The organism is Photobacterium sagamiensis, from assembly GCF_050337085.1.
GTDB classification, from domain to species: Bacteria; Pseudomonadota; Gammaproteobacteria; order Enterobacterales; family Vibrionaceae; genus Photobacterium; species Photobacterium sagamiensis.
The window spans coordinates 24153-42305 of sequence record NZ_JAKJSP010000049.1 but is presented as its reverse complement, the minus strand read 5'-3'; the positions used below and the strand labels follow the sequence as shown (position 1 = coordinate 42305).

General features: G+C 46.6%; 17 protein-coding genes. 12 read left to right on the top strand and 5 right to left on the bottom strand.

What is annotated here, in order from left to right:
- Nucleotides 1–235: 235 nt before the first annotated feature.
- On the bottom strand, nt 236–550 hold the full coding sequence (gene bolA / locus L4D76_RS21395) for a transcriptional regulator BolA (protein ID WP_428442902.1): 315 nt from the start codon (nt 548–550) through the stop codon (nt 236–238).
- Between the two features lie 196 nt (nt 551–746).
- On the opposite strand from bolA, the gene L4D76_RS21390 reads away from it, so the two are divergent.
- The 9 genes from L4D76_RS21390 to yajL all read left to right on the top strand — a co-directional run bounded on the left by L4D76_RS21390 (nt 747) and on the right by yajL (nt 9180).
- Nucleotides 747–1871: a methyltransferase gene (locus L4D76_RS21390; RefSeq protein ID WP_428442901.1), complete on the top strand. Its 1125-nt coding sequence runs from the start codon at nt 747–749 to the stop codon at nt 1869–1871.
- 26 nt (nt 1872–1897) lie between these two features.
- Nucleotides 1898–2467: a YajG family lipoprotein gene (locus L4D76_RS21385; RefSeq protein ID WP_428442900.1), complete on the top strand. Its 570-nt coding sequence runs from the start codon at nt 1898–1900 to the stop codon at nt 2465–2467.
- The gene (locus L4D76_RS21380) at nt 2467–3021 is read left to right on the top strand and encodes a peptidylprolyl isomerase (protein ID WP_428442899.1); all 555 of its coding nucleotides are present in this window, start codon (nt 2467–2469) and stop codon (nt 3019–3021) included. Before L4D76_RS21385 ends, L4D76_RS21380 begins: the two co-directional genes overlap by 1 nt.
- Nucleotides 3022–3063: 42 nt before the next feature.
- A complete protein-coding gene (locus L4D76_RS21375; protein ID WP_428442898.1) occupies nt 3064–3426 on the top strand; it encodes a hypothetical protein in 363 nt (120 codons plus the stop codon).
- A gap of 327 nt (nt 3427–3753) precedes the next feature.
- Nucleotides 3754–5142 (top strand): AmpG family muropeptide MFS transporter, encoded by a 1389-nt coding sequence (locus L4D76_RS21370; protein ID WP_428442897.1) that lies wholly within the window; start codon nt 3754–3756, stop codon nt 5140–5142.
- Nucleotides 5143–5502: 360 nt separating this feature from the next.
- Nucleotides 5503–6339, top strand: a complete 837-nt coding sequence (locus tag L4D76_RS21365; RefSeq protein ID WP_428442896.1) for a nucleoside-specific channel-forming Tsx family protein — start codon at nt 5503–5505, stop codon at nt 6337–6339.
- Between the two features lie 380 nt (nt 6340–6719).
- Nucleotides 6720–7538, top strand: a complete 819-nt coding sequence (locus tag L4D76_RS21360; protein WP_428442895.1) for a nucleoside-specific channel-forming Tsx family protein — start codon at nt 6720–6722, stop codon at nt 7536–7538.
- Between the two features lie 135 nt (nt 7539–7673).
- On the top strand, nt 7674–8579 hold the full coding sequence (gene panE / locus L4D76_RS21355) for a 2-dehydropantoate 2-reductase (RefSeq protein WP_428442894.1): 906 nt from the start codon (nt 7674–7676) through the stop codon (nt 8577–8579).
- Entirely contained in the window at nt 8569–9180 is a 612-nt protein-coding gene (gene yajL / locus L4D76_RS21350) for a protein deglycase YajL (RefSeq protein WP_428442893.1), read from the top strand. Before panE ends, yajL begins: the two co-directional genes overlap by 11 nt.
- A 106-nt stretch (nt 9181–9286) precedes the next feature.
- On the opposite strand, the gene thiI is transcribed toward yajL, so the two are convergent.
- The 3 genes from thiI to pomA form a co-directional block, all read right to left on the bottom strand.
- Complete coding sequence (thiI, locus tag L4D76_RS21345) at nt 9287–10735, bottom strand: tRNA uracil 4-sulfurtransferase ThiI (protein ID WP_428442892.1); 1449 nt, start codon at nt 10733–10735, stop codon at nt 9287–9289.
- Nucleotides 10736–10900: 165 nt separating this feature from the next.
- Nucleotides 10901–11839 carry a flagellar motor protein MotB gene (locus tag L4D76_RS21340; protein WP_428442891.1) on the bottom strand — a complete coding sequence of 313 codons (939 nt, stop codon included), beginning with the start codon at nt 11837–11839 and terminating at the stop codon, nt 10901–10903.
- 10 nt (nt 11840–11849) lie between these two features.
- A complete protein-coding gene (gene pomA, locus L4D76_RS21335; protein WP_428442890.1) occupies nt 11850–12614 on the bottom strand; it encodes a flagellar motor protein PomA in 765 nt (254 codons plus the stop codon).
- A 222-nt stretch (nt 12615–12836) separates the two neighbouring features.
- Here pomA and xseB point away from each other — a divergent pair, with 222 nt between their 5' ends.
- The 3 genes from xseB to dxs are packed head-to-tail and all read left to right on the top strand — an operon-like array spanning nt 12837 to nt 15861.
- Nucleotides 12837–13079 carry an exodeoxyribonuclease VII small subunit gene (gene xseB, locus L4D76_RS21330; RefSeq protein WP_428442889.1) on the top strand — a complete coding sequence of 81 codons (243 nt, stop codon included), beginning with the start codon at nt 12837–12839 and terminating at the stop codon, nt 13077–13079.
- Nucleotides 13072–13974, top strand: a complete 903-nt coding sequence (ispA, locus tag L4D76_RS21325; protein ID WP_428442888.1) for a (2E,6E)-farnesyl diphosphate synthase — start codon at nt 13072–13074, stop codon at nt 13972–13974. Before xseB ends, ispA begins: the two co-directional genes overlap by 8 nt.
- Before the next feature lie 24 nt (nt 13975–13998).
- Entirely contained in the window at nt 13999–15861 is a 1863-nt protein-coding gene (dxs, locus tag L4D76_RS21320; protein ID WP_428442887.1) for a 1-deoxy-D-xylulose-5-phosphate synthase, read from the top strand.
- Nucleotides 15862–16087: 226 nt separating this feature from the next.
- Here the strand turns inward: dxs and L4D76_RS21315 are convergent, their stop codons facing one another.
- Complete coding sequence (locus tag L4D76_RS21315) at nt 16088–18130, bottom strand: hypothetical protein (RefSeq protein WP_428442886.1); 2043 nt, start codon at nt 18128–18130, stop codon at nt 16088–16090.
- Nucleotides 18131–18153 lie beyond the last annotated feature (23 nt).

The window sequence follows — 18153 nt, the reverse complement described above, 5'->3', positions numbered from 1 at the left end:
ACTCTTTGGCACCCTGTAATATCGTTCGGGATCATCATCGACTCGATTTCAACACGCCAAGCTTTTCACAAGTATAGCCAGCCATTCTGATCCCTACTTGCTCCCCTGTTCCCTGGAGAAAGCTGAGTCATAATACGACAACCAAAACATCAATGTTGCTTTGTAATTCAAATATTACGCCGAAAAAAACCGCAACAAGTGCGGTTTTTTATAACGAAAGGTAACTGAGGGGAGCTTAATCGCTTTTTGACCCGCCTTGGCATGAAGGTGATACGGGCGCACCATCCAATAACTTTTGCCATTCAGTTTGCGTGTAAGTATGTATTGCCAAAGCGTGAATGTCATTCGCAAGCTCTTGCGCCAGCACAGCATTCACCGCACGGTGACGACCAATTAAGCGCAGGCCTTCAAACTGTTCACTAACCACTATGACTTTGAAATGGCTTTCAGAGCCTTCAGGCACGTTATGCATGTAGCTCTCATTGATCACCTCTAAATGGGTAGGTGATAATGCTTCCTGTAATTTTTCTTTGATGCGTTCCTGAATCATAACTCTTACTCACGGGGCGGCTAAATACGTTCATCGGAATTCTTATTGTATGACTCCAGCAGCTGATTATTTAAATCGCCCCTGATTCAATCAATAGCAGATAAAAAGCAGTAAATTCCGATATTGGGTTTGCAGTACACGGTGGTTCTGCGAAAATAGATCACTTATTTGCAAACATACCTGAAAGTTATCTCTAATGAAACCAGCGCTAACTCTGTACGAGCGTACGTTAAACCTGACACGTTTTCCGGTACGTAAAATTGAAACACTGCAAGCATGGGATGCTGCAGATGAGTATCTTATTAACCATGCTCACGGCATGGAACTCGATCCACAGCGCCCTATTCTGATCTTCAATGACAGTTTTGGTGCACTAAGTTGCTGGTTTTCTAATCAAGGGAACGTCACTAGCGTTACTGACTCATTTATTGCAAAACAAGGTTGTATTGCCAACTTAAAAGCTAACCAGCTTCCACACATCAATATTATCGATTGTCTGGCTGAATTGCCTGAGAACCCACAATTGGTTTTGATTAAACTACCAAAAAACCACAGGTTGCTTTCCTGGCAGTTACAGCAACTGTGTAACCACCTTCCAGAAGATTGCGTCGTAATTGGTGCTGCTAAAGTTAAAGAAATTCACACATCAACACTGAAGTTATGTGAAAAATATTTAGGCGAAACCAGAACCTCTTTAGCCGTGAAGAAAGCACGATTAGCATTCATCAAACCAAATCCGGCACTTGCGCAGCCAATGCCGGCACCTAAGAAGTGGGATGTACCTGAACACGGTATAACATTAACCAACCACGCTAATGTTTTTTCTGGCGAAAGCTTAGATATTGGCGCTCGCTTGCTGCTTAAACATATTCCTCAGAAATCAAAATACACTGATATTATCGATTTAGGTTGTGGTAATGGTGTGATCGGAATTAAAGCCGCACAACTTAATCCACAGGCCAACATCACTTGCGTCGATGAAAGCTTCATGGCAGTGGCATCTTGTGAAGCTAATGCCAGATTGAACCTGAAAGTACCCGAGCAAATTAAAACAGTTGTGACTAACTGTTTAGACACCATTCAAAATAACAGTGCCGATCTGATCCTATGTAACCCGCCGTTCCACCAGCAAACCACCATTACCGATCATATTGCCTGGCAAATGTTCTGTGACGCAAAGCAAGTTCTGAGACCTAAAGGTCAATTAATCGTGATTGGCAATCGTCAGCTGGGATACGATGAAAAACTCAAGCGATTATTTGGTAATGTCGATATCATTGCGCAAAACGACAAATTTATTATTTATCAGTCAGGCAAGTAACGCCTCAGTTAAGGATACAAATTACCATGAAGAAGTTTCTTTTAGCTGCATCAGTTTTGGCTCTCACCGCTTGTTCGGCACCATCTGATCCGCAGCTGTCTCTGGCCCCAACTCCGGTTATTGCGAGTCAGGCTACAGCCAATGGCCAGTCTATGAGCCTTGAAAGCCGTGACCTGCGTACTGCACAGTTTATCGCTGTCGTAGATAGCGGACGCAAAAATGTACAGCCATTACATGCAAACCAGAACCTACGTGTCACATTAGAAGATGCATTATCTCGCCAGCTTCGTTCGCAGGGCTACCTCATCACAGAAGAGTCCGAAGGCAAAGTACGCCTGGATATTCTGGAAGCGATGGTCAATGTGAAGCACAGTGTAATGAGTCATGATCTAAGCAGTAAACTACAGCTTCAGCTTGTCGTTGAGACACCAAATGGCAAGTTTGTAAAACGTTACTCAGGCAAGTCTGACAAGACTGGCACAATGAGTGCGTCTGTTGAAGATATGGAGCTGAGCATCAATAACCTGATGACGGCGGTACTAAAAGATATTAATGCCGATACTGAATTAAACCGTTACTTGCAGGAGAACCTGTAATGCATCGCTATTTTATCACTATCTGCTTACTGTTAGCCCTGCCAGTCAGCGCCGCAACCCAGGTATTAGTGACGACTAGTCTGGGTGAGTTCACCATTCAACTGGATGAAGAAAAAGCACCGATATCCAGTGCCAACTTTCTTCGCTACGTTAACGATGGTAGCTATGTCGACACCATTTTCCACCGTGTGATCCCGGGATTTATGGCCCAAGGGGGTGGATTTGACCAAGAACTGAAGCGCCGCTCTTCTTATGAACCCATTAAAAATGAATCTGGCAACGGGCTGGAAAATATGCGCGCAACGGTCGCAATGGCCCGTACTACTGAGCCTGATTCCGCAACACGTCAGTTCTACATCAACTATGAAAATAACAGCTTCCTGAATGCGCAAGGCAGTCGACCGGGTTATGCCGTGTTCGGAAAAGTTGTGAAGGGCTTCCCAATTATTGAAAAAATGGCTTCTATACCTACAACAACTATACGGTCTATGGGTATGAAAGATGTCCCTCAGCAGCCTATAGTTATTAAGGCTATTAAAATTATTAACCAGTAAGACAACGTCACCTGGCCGTTTTCTTACGATCAGGTGACTATTATGCTAACTCTAATTTCATCACAGCCAGATGTTCCCACTGAAATAGTCAGCCAACATATTGCCGACCATGCGCCAGCGCTCGCTTTAAGTGCATTAGGCACAATAAGTGGCGATGTCAGTTGTACATCTCTTAAACACACCTGTACCGAACACTTGCATGAATGGTGGAAGCTGTCTGTTGCGGCAGGCACACCAAACGGTAAATATGAATCAGTATACTGGTATTTATTGCAGCTATTAGAAACTCTGGAAGACTATCAGTTGCTCGGCAACAGCTTTGTTCAGTTCAAAGTCACCAGCTGCGCGCAGTTTCTTCTTGGGATCGGCCCTGCCCCAGAAAAAATGCAAGGTATCAGGCCTTAAGGTATCTAGGAGCGAGTGGCGAGTCCCTAGAATCTAGACTCATTAATTATGTTTAGGCAGATTAGTTCTTTATCGATGAGGCCAAACAGTCGTCATCCCAGAAACCGCCAGACAATAGACTTACAAACTTGCTCAATACTCATCTGGCGGTTATCAGGGATCCAGTTCTAACCGCGTGCTCCTTAGATTCCGTGTGACTGAACTCGTCAAAACTTCTGTGATGTAGTACTACTTCTAATTACCTGACAAGAAAACTACCTGACTCTGTTACCTTACCTTTATAATCGATGGACACCGCGGCGACGCTATCAAGATTTAGAGGAAATAATGGAGCAATCGATAGAGGGTAATAACAAACAGGGTTGGCGTGTGTACTTAGAAAAAAAAGTACTGATCATGCTTGCCCTCGGGTTTTCTTCCGGATTACCGATCTTATTAGTCTTTGGTACCCTGTCATTCTGGCTTCGGGAAGCTGAAATCAGTCGAACCGATATCGGCTTCTTTAGTTGGGTCGCATTGGCTTACGGCTTTAAGTGGATATGGTCACCACTGATTGATCGTTTTCCCATCCCTATCTTTTCGCATCTATTCGGGCGCCGCCGAGGCTGGATGCTATTCTCGCAAATTCTGATCATCCTCTCTTTATGTGGCATGGCAATCAGTAACCCGCTGGTTGATCTTGTTCAACTGGCTATTTTTGCCGTTATTGTCGCCTTTGCCTCTGCGTCTCAAGACATTGTCATTGATGCTTATCGTATTGAACTGGCAACAGAACGCTTACAGGCTGCCCTCGCTGCCGCTTACATGACCGGCTATCGCTTAGCGATGATCATGGCAGGCGCTGGCGCACTTGCCTTTGCCGCCTGGTTTGGCTCTGACACCGGTTATGATGTGACAGGCTGGAAAGCCGCTTACTTCATCATGGCGGGTTTTATGCTGGTGGGGATCGTGACAGCGCTGTGTATTAATGAACCCAATATAGATAGCAGTGCAATTGATAATACTGAGCGTGAATACCGCCAGCAATTACTCAATAAAGGCATGGGGGCACGACAAGCAAGGCTGGCAGCTTGGTTCTATACCGCAGCTCTGATGCCTTTTCAGGATTTTTTCTCTCGTTACGGTCGTAATGCGTTACTCATTTTGGCGCTCATTGGTTGCTACCGCATTTCCGATGTGGTGATGGGTGTCATGGCCAATGCCTTTTATGTCGATATGGGCTTCAGTAAAACGGAAGTCGCCTCGGTCTCGAAGGTATACGGTGTCATCATGACATTAGTTGGCGCCGGCCTGGGAGGGATCATGGTCAGTAAGTGGGGAACCCTGCGTATTCTGGCATTAGGTGCCGTTCTGGCCGCCTGTACTAATTTACTCTTTATGCTCTTTACCTATATCGGCAATAGCCTGCCGATGCTGACTATCGTTATCTCTGCTGACAACTTAAGTGCCGGCATTGCCACCGCGGCATTTATTACCTACATGTCGAGTTTGACCAACATCGCGTTCTCGGCCACTCAATACGCCCTGTTCAGCTCTATCATGCTGCTGTTCCCTAAATTTATTGCCGGGTTCTCTGGCGTGTATGTTGATACCTTTGGTTATAACACCTTCTTCTTTACCACGGCCCTGATAGGACTGCCTGTTCTGCTGCTCATTTATTTAGTTGCAACAAAGTCAAAAAATCAGGGTAACGTCAGCGAATCGCTAACTTCATAGTGATTTTCGCTCGTTGTTATATGTCTTCGGCTTAAATCTGAGTGGTATTCTGTTGATACGGAATACCACTCTTTTTTTACAACCAGATTTCATTGCTAAATCCGGCCTTAATTGCAGCCTTGTAACGTTTCATTTCTCACTTAGTTCTGAAAAAGTTCAATAAAATCGCCAAAAAACCCGGTTTAGATCACGTAAACAAATGATCTGTAATCGATTACATACGATCATGATCACACCCTGCAAAGGATTGCGTAATCGTTACATTCACAACCGTGACATAAAGCAATAGAATACTCGCATAAATTCAGGCAGCCAAAAAATAAGCCTGATCATATCAACACAATTAGCGAGTACTAAACCATGCGCAAAACACTAGTAGCACTAAGCGTTCTAGCTGCGACTGCTCTACCAGCAGTGGTAAGTGCGGCAGACTATTCTGACGACATCCACAAAAATGATTACAAATGGCTGCAATTCAACATCATGCAGAGTGTCGACAACAAAATTCCATTTGGTAATCAGGATGATACCTACTTCGAAATGGAATTTGGTGGTCGCTCTGGTGTCGTAGACCTGTACGGCTACCTTGATGTTTTCGATATCTTCAACTCAAGCAGCTCTGACCGACATAAGGCTAAAGGCGGTGATTTCGAAGATAACTTCTTCTTGAAATTTGCCCCTCGTTTCTCTCTCGACGGTATGACTGGTCAAGATCTATCTTTCGGCCCGGTACAAGAGCTATATATCTCAACGGTAACTAACGTGGGTGACAACGCTCTGTTTGACCACTACATCGGTCTTGGTTCTGACGTTATGGTTCCTTGGTTAGGTAAAATCGGCCTGAACACCTATGCCCGTTACGTTCGTGAAAACTTCAATGCGGACAACGAAGGCAAATGGGATGGCTTCATGGTTTCAACAAACTGGTTCAAGCCGTTTGTTAACTTCGATAACGGTTCATTCATTGCTTACCAGGGTTACCTAGACTACAAATTCGGCGCAGACGAAATCTCTGACCAAGCTGGCCGCAGTGATACATCTCTAGAGTGGTTCAACGGCTTCTACTGGCACTCAGACCAGTGGGCTGTGGGTTACGGTCTGAAAGTATATGAAGATATGGCTCTACTGGAAGACGGCGGCTTTGCTGGCGAAACTTCAGGTATCGGTCACTACTTCGACGTAACTTACAAGTTCTAAGCAATACTCTTTGCTATACAAATGTTAAAAAGGTGCCTCTGGCACCTTTTTTTATTGCTGAAAATCAGACCGGCCCTGCCGTTTCTCAGAAATAAGACGGTTATTACTTCCAATACATCACACCTTTGTGCTTCATTTCGTTAGCAGATTTCCCATCACACTCCCTGTCTTAACGGCGAATGACGCCTTATCTGTAAGAGAGAAAAAAAAAGGTAAGAAATAAAACTAACCTTTGCTGTAGGAGTTCAACATTCACTTCCATCACCCTCGTGCTCCAACTGAACGCTCTTTCGTCTTCACGTTCAACAGCACTGTGACAGAGTGTGATATGACTAAGGGCATGTTGAATACAGCAATGGCAACGGTTAGCGAGAATCCCCATGAACAAAACACTCACAGCTCTCAGTGTCAGCTCGGCTCTGGCACTGTCGGGCGCAGTATATGCTGTCGATTATTCCGATGATATCCACAAAAATGACTATAAGTGGATGCAATTCAACCTAATGTACGCTTATGAAGAACTTCCCCGTAGCCCAGATGCACACACAGGCCATGACTATCTAGAGATGGAATTCGGTGGCCGTTCCGGTATCTTTGACCTGTATGGCTACGTTGATATCTTCGACCTGACAGAGCATGATGCTAGTGATAAAAACGGCAAACCAAAAATATTCATGAAATTTGCCCCGCGCGTATCATTAGATGCAGTGACCGGCAAAGATCTGTCATTTGGCGCGGTTCAGGAACTTTACTTCGCCACACTGTTTAACTGGGGAGGCGGAACGGAAGCCGATTTCGAACCCAATAATTCTTTCTGGGGCCTTGGCTCTGATGTCAACGTGCCGTGGTTCGGTAAGGTCGGGCTTAATCTCTACGGTTATTATAACATTACAGCCAAAGACTGGAACGGCTTCCAGATTTCAACGAACTGGTTTAAACCTTTCTATACCTTAGAAAACGGCAGCTTTGTGGCCTATCAAGGTTATATTGATTATCAGTTTGGCGCAGATGATACCTTCAAAGGAAATTCTCAGGCTGAACACGGCGGGGTCATGTTTAACGGTCTCTATTGGCACTCTGACCGTTATTCCGTCGGCTATGGCTTTAAACTGTATAATGATGCGTATCTGATAGAGGATACTAATGACTTCGAATCAACGGGCATTAGCCACTATGTCGCTGTAACCTATAAATTCTAAGCTTTAGTTTTAGATCACCATAATATTCAGAGTACCTTGCAGTGCTCTGAATGCTTATTGTCGACTCGCGCAAATGTATCTGTGTACCTCAGACAGTGTTATGATTTTCCAGAGAGAATGAATTGGAATTTGCACGTGAAAATAACACTTTTGGGCGCAGGTGCTATTGGCGGTCTATGGAGTTGCCAGCTAGCAAAACAGGGACATAATCTTCACTTATGGACTCGCGATGACGCCAAAGCAATCAACCTGACATTTAAAGGATTAAACCAAGCCGAAACGGATCTGTTTACCTTTCATTGTAATGATAAAGCCGCTGTCACCGAGAGTGACTGCATATTTATCACCGTTAAAGCATTCCAGGTAGAGCAAGCAATATATGATTTACAACCTTATATTGGTTCAACCGCCCCTGTTATCATTATGCATAATGGAATGGGAAGTCAGCAAAAAGTACAACAGCTGCTACCCAACAACCCGATACTCTACGCCACCACCTCACAGGCAGCCTTCAAACCCAACCAGTCTCAAGTGAATCATACCGGTATCGGGCAAACCTGGATGGGTGCTGAAAACAAGGCTGGCAATAATTACGTCTTCCTTGCGGATATATTCAATCAGGCGCTAGCGCCATGTCAGTGGCATCAGGATATTGCGCAGCCCTTATGGCAGAAGCTGGCAATCAACTGCGCAATCAACCCGTTAACCGCTAAATATCAATGCCAGAATGGCAAACTTGCCCGGCCCGAGTTTAACGACTTACTCAGTCAAATCTGTCAAGAAGTGGCAGCGGTAATGAACGCGGAAGGTTTTCGGGTGACAGCCTGTGAATTAAGGCAGCAAGTTGATCGGGTGATAAAAGCAACGGCGACAAACTTTTCTTCGATGAACCAGGATATTTGCCAGCAAAGGCCAACCGAGATCGACTATATTACGGGCTACCTGATAGCTCGGGCGAAGGCGCATGATATTCCTGTCCCCATCAATACCCAGCTATGGCAACACATTAAACAACTGGAGCAAGAGTACAATGACGAATGACACTCAAATCAAAGTGGCCGTTTGTATCGCCCCTGGCACTGAAGAAATGGAAGCCATCAATACCATTGATATTTTAATTCGGGCTGGTTTTGCTGTTACCACAGCCAGTGTCGCTTCTGATGGTGCCTTGGTTGTTGAAGGTTCTCGCGGTATTAAGCTGGTTGCTGATGTTGCATTGGTTGAAGTGGCAGACGAACCCTTTGATTGCGTGGTGCTTCCTGGTGGTCTAGGGGGAGCTGAGTGTTTCCGTGACAGCCCGCTGCTGATTGAATTTGTTGCCCAGCACAAACATGATGGTAAGTTGATTGCGGCGATCTGCGCCGCCCCTGCGGTGGTTCTGGAACATCACAAGATGTTTCCGACCGCACTTATGACGGCGCATCCCGCCTTTCAGGACCAGATCCCCGACACTCGCCGCCGCGTAAAACGTGTTGTCTTTGATATCAACAACAACTTGCTAACCAGCCAGGGGCCCGGCACTTCACAAGAGTTCGCTTTAGAAATCATTGTGCATTTAGCCGGTAAAGAAAAAGCCGCTGAAGTGGCTGCACCGATGGTGGTATGGCCGAATATGCATTATGACGTGTTGCCAAGGCAATAGGTTCGAGGTTCGAGGTTCGAGGTTCGAGCAGAAGAATATAAAAAAAGCGAGAGCCTTGGCTCTCGCTTTTTGCTAGAAATTCGTTTCTAGGATCTCGCCCCGGCTGTTACGGCCGATAAACTTTCACGTTACCAAAGCCATTTTCTTTCAGGTATAACGCCTGCAAACGGCTCATTACGCCACGATCACAGTACAGCAGGTACTCTTTACTCTGATCGAGATCGCCAAACTGAGTAGCCAGCTTATAAAACGGTAAATGCTTAACATCCACACCGTCGATGATAAGCGGGCTTTCATCTTCTTCATCCGGGCTACGGATATCCAGCACGATGGCATTGCTGTCAATTTGATCAACCATTTCAATTTCAGGGGCTTCTTCCTGGCTTTGCTTCTCGATATCGCGAATATCCATCACTCGAGCTTCTTCAATCACACGATCAAGAATAGCAAAATCAAACTTGGCTTCTTCTGTCTCAAGCTTCTCTTTCACCGCTTTGACTGTTGGGTTCTTCGAAATCACACCACAGAATTCAGGCATGGTTTTTGCGAATTCTTCGGTACCAATCTCACGCGCAACGTTGATAATATCTTCTTTGTCCCAATTGATTAAGGGACGAAGGATCAAGCTATCCGTCACGTTATCGATCATGCGTAGATTCGTCAGAGTCTGGCTCGACACCTGACCTAATGCTTCACCCGTTACCAAAGCTTGGATACCAAAACGTTCAGCAACCTGACCTGCAGCACGCATGAACATACGTTTAAGCACTACGCCCATCTGGCCGTTTTCTACTTTCTCTAAAATTTCAGCGACTACGGGCTCGAAATCTATCGAAATGAATTTCACTTTTGCCGACGAGCCGTATTTCTTCCATAAGAAGTGTGATACTTGCTTCACACCAATCTCGTGAGCCGGACCACCTAAGTTAAAGAAGCAATAATGCACTTTACTGCCGCGCTTAATGTGCAAGTAGCTCGAAACACCTGAATCAAAACCGCCTGAAATCAAGCTAAGCACGTCTTCTTGTGTGCCTAGAGGGAAGCCGCCAAGACCTTTATGGCGCGCCAACACCTGATTCAAAATACCGTTCTCGACTTCAATATTTACCGTTACGTCAGGTTTTTTCAGCTTAACCTTGGCTGATTCGACAGCTTGGTTCAAACCACCACCGACATAACGTTCAAGTTCAATCGAGGTGAAATCATGCTTACCAACACGTTTCGCACGTACACAGAATGTTTTACCTACAATATCATCACGTACGAGATCCAGTGTTTTCTCATAGATATCATGCATATCAGTGAAGTCTGTTTGATTAACTTCAAGCACATGATGGATACCCGATGTTTGTGTTAATGCAGCCACTACCTGCTCACGAATAGTCTCATCTTTCACCGTTACTTCAATGTAAGTACGGCGGTTGACGACCGACACAGAATCAGACAAACGCTGAAGAATAATGCGAATATTGCTGTCTAGGATTTTGGTAAAGCGCTTACGAATAGATTCACTCTTTACAAAAATCTCTGGATGGGGTTTTACGATAAATTTCATAACACGCTTCGCTACACAGGGCCAAACTAAAGGCGCGGATTATACAACAAGCTAGCTGTTGCTGAAACAAAGATATATGCCCAAACCACCACAAGAGACGAACTCTCCATCTTGAGATGGTTTGGATATACAAGGCAATGCATCTCCTTGTACCACTAATAATAGCTAGCCGGGATTATTCTGCGTGTCAGAACTGATGACTTCGTCTGAATAATGCGGTTTGCCTTGCATGATCGAAATCTCAACCCGCCGATTTGCCCTGCGTTGTTGCTCCGTTTTATTGCTATTCAATGGTGCGGTACCAGCCAGGCCAACAACGCGCAGGCGCTTATTGTCAAAACCCTCTACCTGCTCCATTTCCTGGGCAACCGAAACAGCGCGCTGGGCCGAAAGATCCCAGTTGGAACGGTATAATTCAGAATCAAGTTTTTGATTATCTGTATGACCGGTAATTCTGATCTCTCCCGGTACCTCTTTTACTAAATCGGCAATCTGGCGAACTAAAGGTCGGAATTTAGGCTGTAAAAAAGCGGATCCCGCAGGAAATGCACCTTTCTCTTTTATCCGAATCACTACCTGTTGGCCGAAGTTTTCTACTTCAAGTGCGCCATCTTCAATCTCGCGATCCAGTGCTTTTTGTAACATTTCAAGCAATTCCGCTTGTGACTCAGACATTTCAGATTGATTGTTCTGATTGAGTTCAGTGGCAATATCAGCACTTTTCCCCCCGTTCAGTTTACCCGCTTCACGCTGGGTACCGCCGGCCCGATCGGACTCCCCATCATGGAAATCTAACGTTCGCTGGGTCATATTGATGGTCTGCTGCATGATCACTTCAATCGGCGTCGGTTCAGGCCGCCCCGGCCGAAACTCCTGGGCGATGACACTTGTTCCTTTCGGAATATCTTTAACATCCAGCATATTCTGAACGCCAAAAGCAAATTTCATTGAGCCGGCAATCTGCTTAAACTTCATCACATCCATCTCAGAAAACGACAGCAGCAGAACGAAAAAGCACATCAGTAATGACATTAAGTCCGCAAAAGTACCCATCCACAACGGCAAACCCGGTGGTGGACACTTGCAGCTTTCTTCTTCCATCATTAAGCTCCCATTAATTTGAATCTACATCAAAAATTCGTCTCTTCTCATTGAGGTAGTTCCTCAGGTAGCTATCAATCACTCGTGGATTCTGACCGTCTTGAATGGCCAGTACCCCATCCATGATCAAACGACGGTTAAGCTTCTCTTGCTCGCGACGCAGAGATAGTTTGTCAGCGATGGGGAAAAACACCATGTTCGACAAAACGGCACCGTATAGTGTGGTCAGAAGTGCCACTGCCATGGCCGGGCCGATAGATTTCGGATCATCCATATTTGAAAGCATCGCAACCAAACCAACCAACGTACCGATCATTCCCATGGCGGGCGCTACGTCACCAAAAGCACGAAACACCCCGGAGCCTTTCTCATGACGCTCATCAGTCAATGCAATGTCTTTATTCAGCGTCTCTCTTACCACGTCTGCATCATGGCCATCGACCAATAAGTCGATGCCTTTTTGCATAAAACTATTGGTAATATCCATTTCTTCAAGGGCAAGAAACCCGCCTTTACGTGAGGCATCGGCCATCTCGACGACTTTAGCAATCAAGTCGACTGGCTCATCACATTTAAACATGAAAGCTTTGCCCGCAATTTTACTGGCACCGAAAAATTGCCCCATGGTGAATTTCATCAATACAACGAAGGTTGAACCACCGACTACAATCAGGATGGAAACCACATCTATGAACATAGTAATGCTGCCACCGAGCACCATTGCCATGATCACGAAGGCAAAACCACCAATTAAACCTATTAACGTAGCCAAATCCACGAAGCGTTCCCCTTTTGCGACTCGCAAGATACCAAAGAGTACCTATTTTATACGGCTTTATTTTACAGAACTCGTAGTATATCGGCACCTTTCGTTTTTGATTTAGCTTTCTTGCTTCAAAAGACGAAAATTACTGTCTGCAGCACAGAATATTGTGACATAATTTGACCCAGAATAATCTCTACGTTATTTTTCCTGCACTTTCAAAATAGTGAGCACGTTATGGCAGCTAAAAAACCAGAAAATATGGCGTTTGAAGCCGCACTTGATGAGCTCGATACGATTGTCAATGAGCTGGAATCGGGTGACATTGCGCTAGAAGACGCGCTGAAAAAGTTCGAGCGTGGTATTGCACTGGCACGTAGCAGCCAACAAAAACTCACCCAAGCTGAGCAACGTGTAGAAATTCTGCTGCAAGCGGACGATGAAGCACCTCTGACTGAATTTGATGCTAATAATGAATAACACCCCATCTTTATCACAGTCTCTAAAATACTACCAAGAGCGCAGTAACCAGCAGTTAGCTCAATGGATTGCGGCTCAACCTTTTGCCGGCCATGCGCTGATAGAAGCCATGAAGCATGGTACTCTGCTTGGCGGTAAACGCGTTCGCCCATTTCTGACCTATGCCACCGGGCAAATGTTAGGGGCAGACTGTGCTGATCTGGATACCCCGGCTGCGGCAATCGAATGTATTCATGCTTATTCGTTAATTCATGATGATCTGCCAGCGATGGATGACGACGAACTTCGCCGTGGTCAGCCAACCTGCCATATTGCCTTTGACGAGGCCACCGCCATTTTAGCCGGCGATGCGCTGCAAACCCTGGCATTTGAAATTCTTGCTGATGGCCCACTGAGCCCAGAAGGGAATGCCAGACGAGTGCCGATGATAAAGGAACTCGCTCAGGCATCCGGTGCGGCAGGTATGTGCATGGGTCAAGTGCTGGATTTAGAAGCAGAAGGTAGACATGTCGATTTACAACAACTTAAGTCGATTCATAAGCATAAAACCGGGGCCCTGATCCGCTGTGCTGTTCGTTTAGGAGCATTGGCAGCAGGACCCAAAAGTGTAGATGTATTACCCCAGCTTGATCAGTATGCTGAAGCGATTGGCCTGGCCTTTCAGGTTCAGGATGATATTCTCGATGTAACCAGTGATACCGAAACTCTGGGTAAACCTCAGGGTTCAGATCTTGCTCTGGAAAAAAGCACCTATCCGGCTTTACTCGGATTAGAGGGAGCAAAAGAGAAAGCTCAGCAACTTTATCAAGAAGCGCTACAAGCATTGGATGCAATACCCTACAATACACACCAATTAGAAGTTTTCGCCCGATACATCATCGAGCGCAATAACTAAAATCAGTAAAAGCGCCGAAATGTTATGACTCTGGATATCTCAAAATACCCCCATCTGGCTCTGGTAAACACCCCAGATGAGTTACGATTACTGCCGCTTGAAAGTCTGTCAACGGTATGTGATGAGTTACGCACGTACTTACTCAACTCCGTCAGCCAGTCAAGCGGGCACTTTGCCTCCGGCCTCGGTGCTGTTGAGCTGACTGTTGCCTTGCATTATGTGTACAACACCCCGTTTGATCATCTGATCTGGGATGTTGGCCACCAGGCATACCCGCATAAAATCCTCACCGGTCGCCGGGATCAAATGCCGACTATACGCCAGAAAAACGGTCTTCATCCGTTCCCATGGCGTGAAGAAAGCGAGTACGACGTACTTTCCGTTGGCCACTCTTCAACCTCGATCAGCGCAGGCCTGGGCATGGCGATTGCGTCTGAAAAAGAGGGGCTGGGCCGTAAAGTCGTCAGTGTCATCGGCGATGGTGCCATTACGGCGGGTATGGCTTTTGAAGCCATGAACCATGCCGGTGATGTTCACTCCGACATGTTAGTGATCTTAAATGACAATGAGATGTCTATCTCTGAGAATGTCGGCGCCTTGAATAATCACTTAGCACGTCTGCTATCCGGCAGCCTTTATACCACCATTCGCGAAGGTGGAAAAAAAGTGTTGTCTGGTGCGCCCCCCATCAAAGAGCTGGTTAAACGCGCAGAAGAACATATAAAGGGCATGGTGGTACCTGGCACCATGTTTGAAGAGCTTGGCTTTAACTACATCGGCCCTGTCGATGGCCACGATGTCGCAGAGCTGGTCAAAACACTGAAAAATATGCGCAACCTGAAAGGGCCGCAATTTCTTCATATTATGACCAAAAAAGGAAAAGGTTACGCACCGGCAGAAGCCGATCCGATTAACTACCATGCGGTACCAAAATTCGATCTGAGCCAGAACCCGCTACCGAAAGCGAAAGATGCTAAACCTACTTTCTCTAAGATCTTCGGTGACTGGCTGTGCGATATGGCCGTTGAAGATGAAAAGCTGATGGCAATCACGCCGGCGATGCGTGAAGGCTCTGGCATGGTACGTTTCTCGAAAGAGCACCCGGGCCAGTACTTTGATGTTGCCATCGCAGAGCAGCATGCCGTTACTCTGGCAAGCGGTATGGCTATTGGTGGTTACCATCCGGTTGTCGCGATCTACTCGACCTTCCTGCAGCGTGGCTACGATCAGTTAATCCATGATATCGCTATCATGGATCTGCCCGTAATGTTTGCTATTGACCGTGGCGGCCTGGTCGGCGCAGATGGTCAGACGCATCAGGGATCATTTGACTTGAGTTTCATGCGCTGTATTCCCAATATGGTGATCATGGCACCAAGTGACGAGAATGAATGCCGTCAGATGCTTTATACCGGCCATAAGCACCAGGGACCAAGTGCGGTTCGTTACCCTCGAGGTACCGGTATGGGCACTGAAATCCAATACCAAATGACTGAGCTGGAAATCGGCAAAGGCATCGTTCGTCGTCAGGGCGAAAAAATCGCAATTCTGAGCTTTGGAACGATGTTGTCCTACGCACTGGAAGCCGCAGAAAACCTCAATGCAACGGTGGCTGATATGCGTTTTGTTAAACCACTTGATGAAGCATTAATCCAAGAGTTGGCGGCAACTCACGATGTACTGGTAACGGTAGAAGAAAATGCCATTGCCGGTGGTGCTGGCAGCGGTGTCGTTGAGTTTATGATGAAGGCAAAATGCTTGAAACCCGTACTGAATATCGGCCTGCCTGACCGTTTTATTGAACCGGGCACACAGGCAGAGTTGCACGCGTCACTGGGGATTGATGGCCCAGGTATCGAGAAACAAATTCGAGACTATTTGAAGTAGCGTTAACGCGTTTCGAGGGGCGAGTTGCTGGGATCCAGTAACTCGCTTCTGATTTCTAGGCACTAGGCACTAGGCACTAGGCACTAGGCACTAGGCACTAGGCACTAGGCACTAGGCATGAATAGTGAGTATGAGTGACTACAATGTCTATAACTTTTACTCTGCTTTTGCTCTTCCCTAGGGCCAAGGGCCGCTCTTACCCTATCCCTTCCTTTTCCTAGCCCCCTTACCTCGCTTTTTTCAGTACCGCTCCCTCATACCCGCCAATCTCGATATAACGTATCGGCGCACTTAAGCTTCCGTCAATATTCACCCGCTGATATACCCCCGGTAAGGAAACCCGCATCGGTTTTGCCTGAAAAAAGTCTTTTTCGTCAGGTCTTTTGACGGCACGATAAATAACCAAGCCATCGCTGTACTGTCTTGCCATCACCCCTTCGCCGGGGAAATCCCCAAACCAACCCGACCGATACAGCCAGAACCAGTTTGCTGCACGTAATTCGATACCAGACAGCTCGGTCGCGCTGCTTTTCGCTTTGTTTCCCAGACTCTGCCAATACACCGCTTTATAGCCCTTAGGAGCTTTTACCGGACGACCAATATCCACCTCTAACATATTGCTCGGCTGATATACCCAATTTTTTGGCACGCCCTGACGATACCAGTTTGCGGTGGTGGTATTCCCGCTGCCATACACAACAGTCTGGTTCCAGCTGTGATAATAGGTCAATCCGGGGATATTAAAGAAATAATACAAGGCCAGTCCGGTTTCGAGATCTTTATGCCAGGCTGTCATCGAGGCCGGTTGCAGTTCACTGCGTCCACCGCGAGTGGTCGACATAATCAGGCTTTTATCGCCTAGATAAGCTAAGGCGAAGCTGTCCCATGAACGCTGCATTTTCTTCAGCCCCATTGCCGGGCTTAAGTAATGCTCTCGTAGCCAAACATCCACAGCTTCTCGTAATTGTTGGGGCCAGGCCGAATACTCCCATAAATTAAGATCTGAAATGTTCGCTGCCAACCAGCCTGTCTGGGTAATGTTTTTCACCTGCAGTAAAAACTGCGCCATCTGCCCGGCATAGACGTTTTCCGCATCGGCGGTACCGGCGGTCTGCAAGATTTCCGCAATCCCCCCTCCTGACACCACCTTAAATTGATTTTCTCCCAGCAACTTGGTCATGTCATCATTGTAAGCACCACTGAGCCCTTGCCGCTGCCAGTCATAGGCATACCAGCGGGCATGAAGCTCATTAACCGCCTGATCACTAAAATCAGTTCGATACCAGCAACTGCCGGCCCTCATTTTTCCGGCAGGGATCAGGCGCGACTGATGACGGAAGCGAGCACTTGCTGTGATAGAAGTGCGCGAACGGTATTCCAAATCATTGATATAACCATCGCCATTTTTATCATTACGCGCATCCCAGCCGGGAATGGTCAGCTCTTCATTACGTAGCTCCAGCCAGGGCTTAAGATTAACAGCGGTTAATTTGCCACCTACCGGCCAGCTTAGTTTCAAAGCCCATATTTTCAATCCGCTTGCCAGTGCCTTATTGCCCTGAGCGAGTTCGCGCTGCTGATAAGCCGGGAAGGCTGAAAGCCAGGGGAATTTGATATCTAAATCGCCTTGCCACTGCCCTTTAATCTTTAACCATTCGGTCTCTGTTGGCTGCCATTGAGCGATATCACCCTGTTCGCTTGCAAGGCTACGTGCTACTTTCGGCGCAATCTCTGAAGTGACGTTTAGCTGAGTAAATGGATAAGATGAGAAAAGGATCAGTTCATCTGACGGCTTTAACGATAGCGGCAACCTTGCTGTAGCAAAATTACCATCTCGAATCAGCAGTAAATGTAGCGGCTGCCCTTGCAGCAAATAATCCATTGCCCGGCTAACCGAGGGCACTGACAAACGGGTATCTTCGATAAAATGCAGGTAGGCATCTTCGATATCTATCCCTTGTTGGTGTGCTTGCTTGTTCAGCCAGGCCGTCTGTTTACCGGGCTTACAATTAAGCTTATGCGCATACATATAGCCCATCGCAATCGTCTGCTGATTAAGAGCCGCATGCTGCAAGCTGCCAAACACCACATCTGCATGTTGCACCTCCCACTCTTTAACTCCTCGGGCCGAATTAAAGTTCGATGTGGCTAACGGCTCTTCCCACCCGCCAGGCAACACCCAGCCTGTTGCCGTCGACGGATAGATCTGAGCCATGGCATGGGTTGCGAGGAATATACCGATAATCCCTGTCAGGCGTAACCAAGACATATGTCACCACTGTTATTATCAAT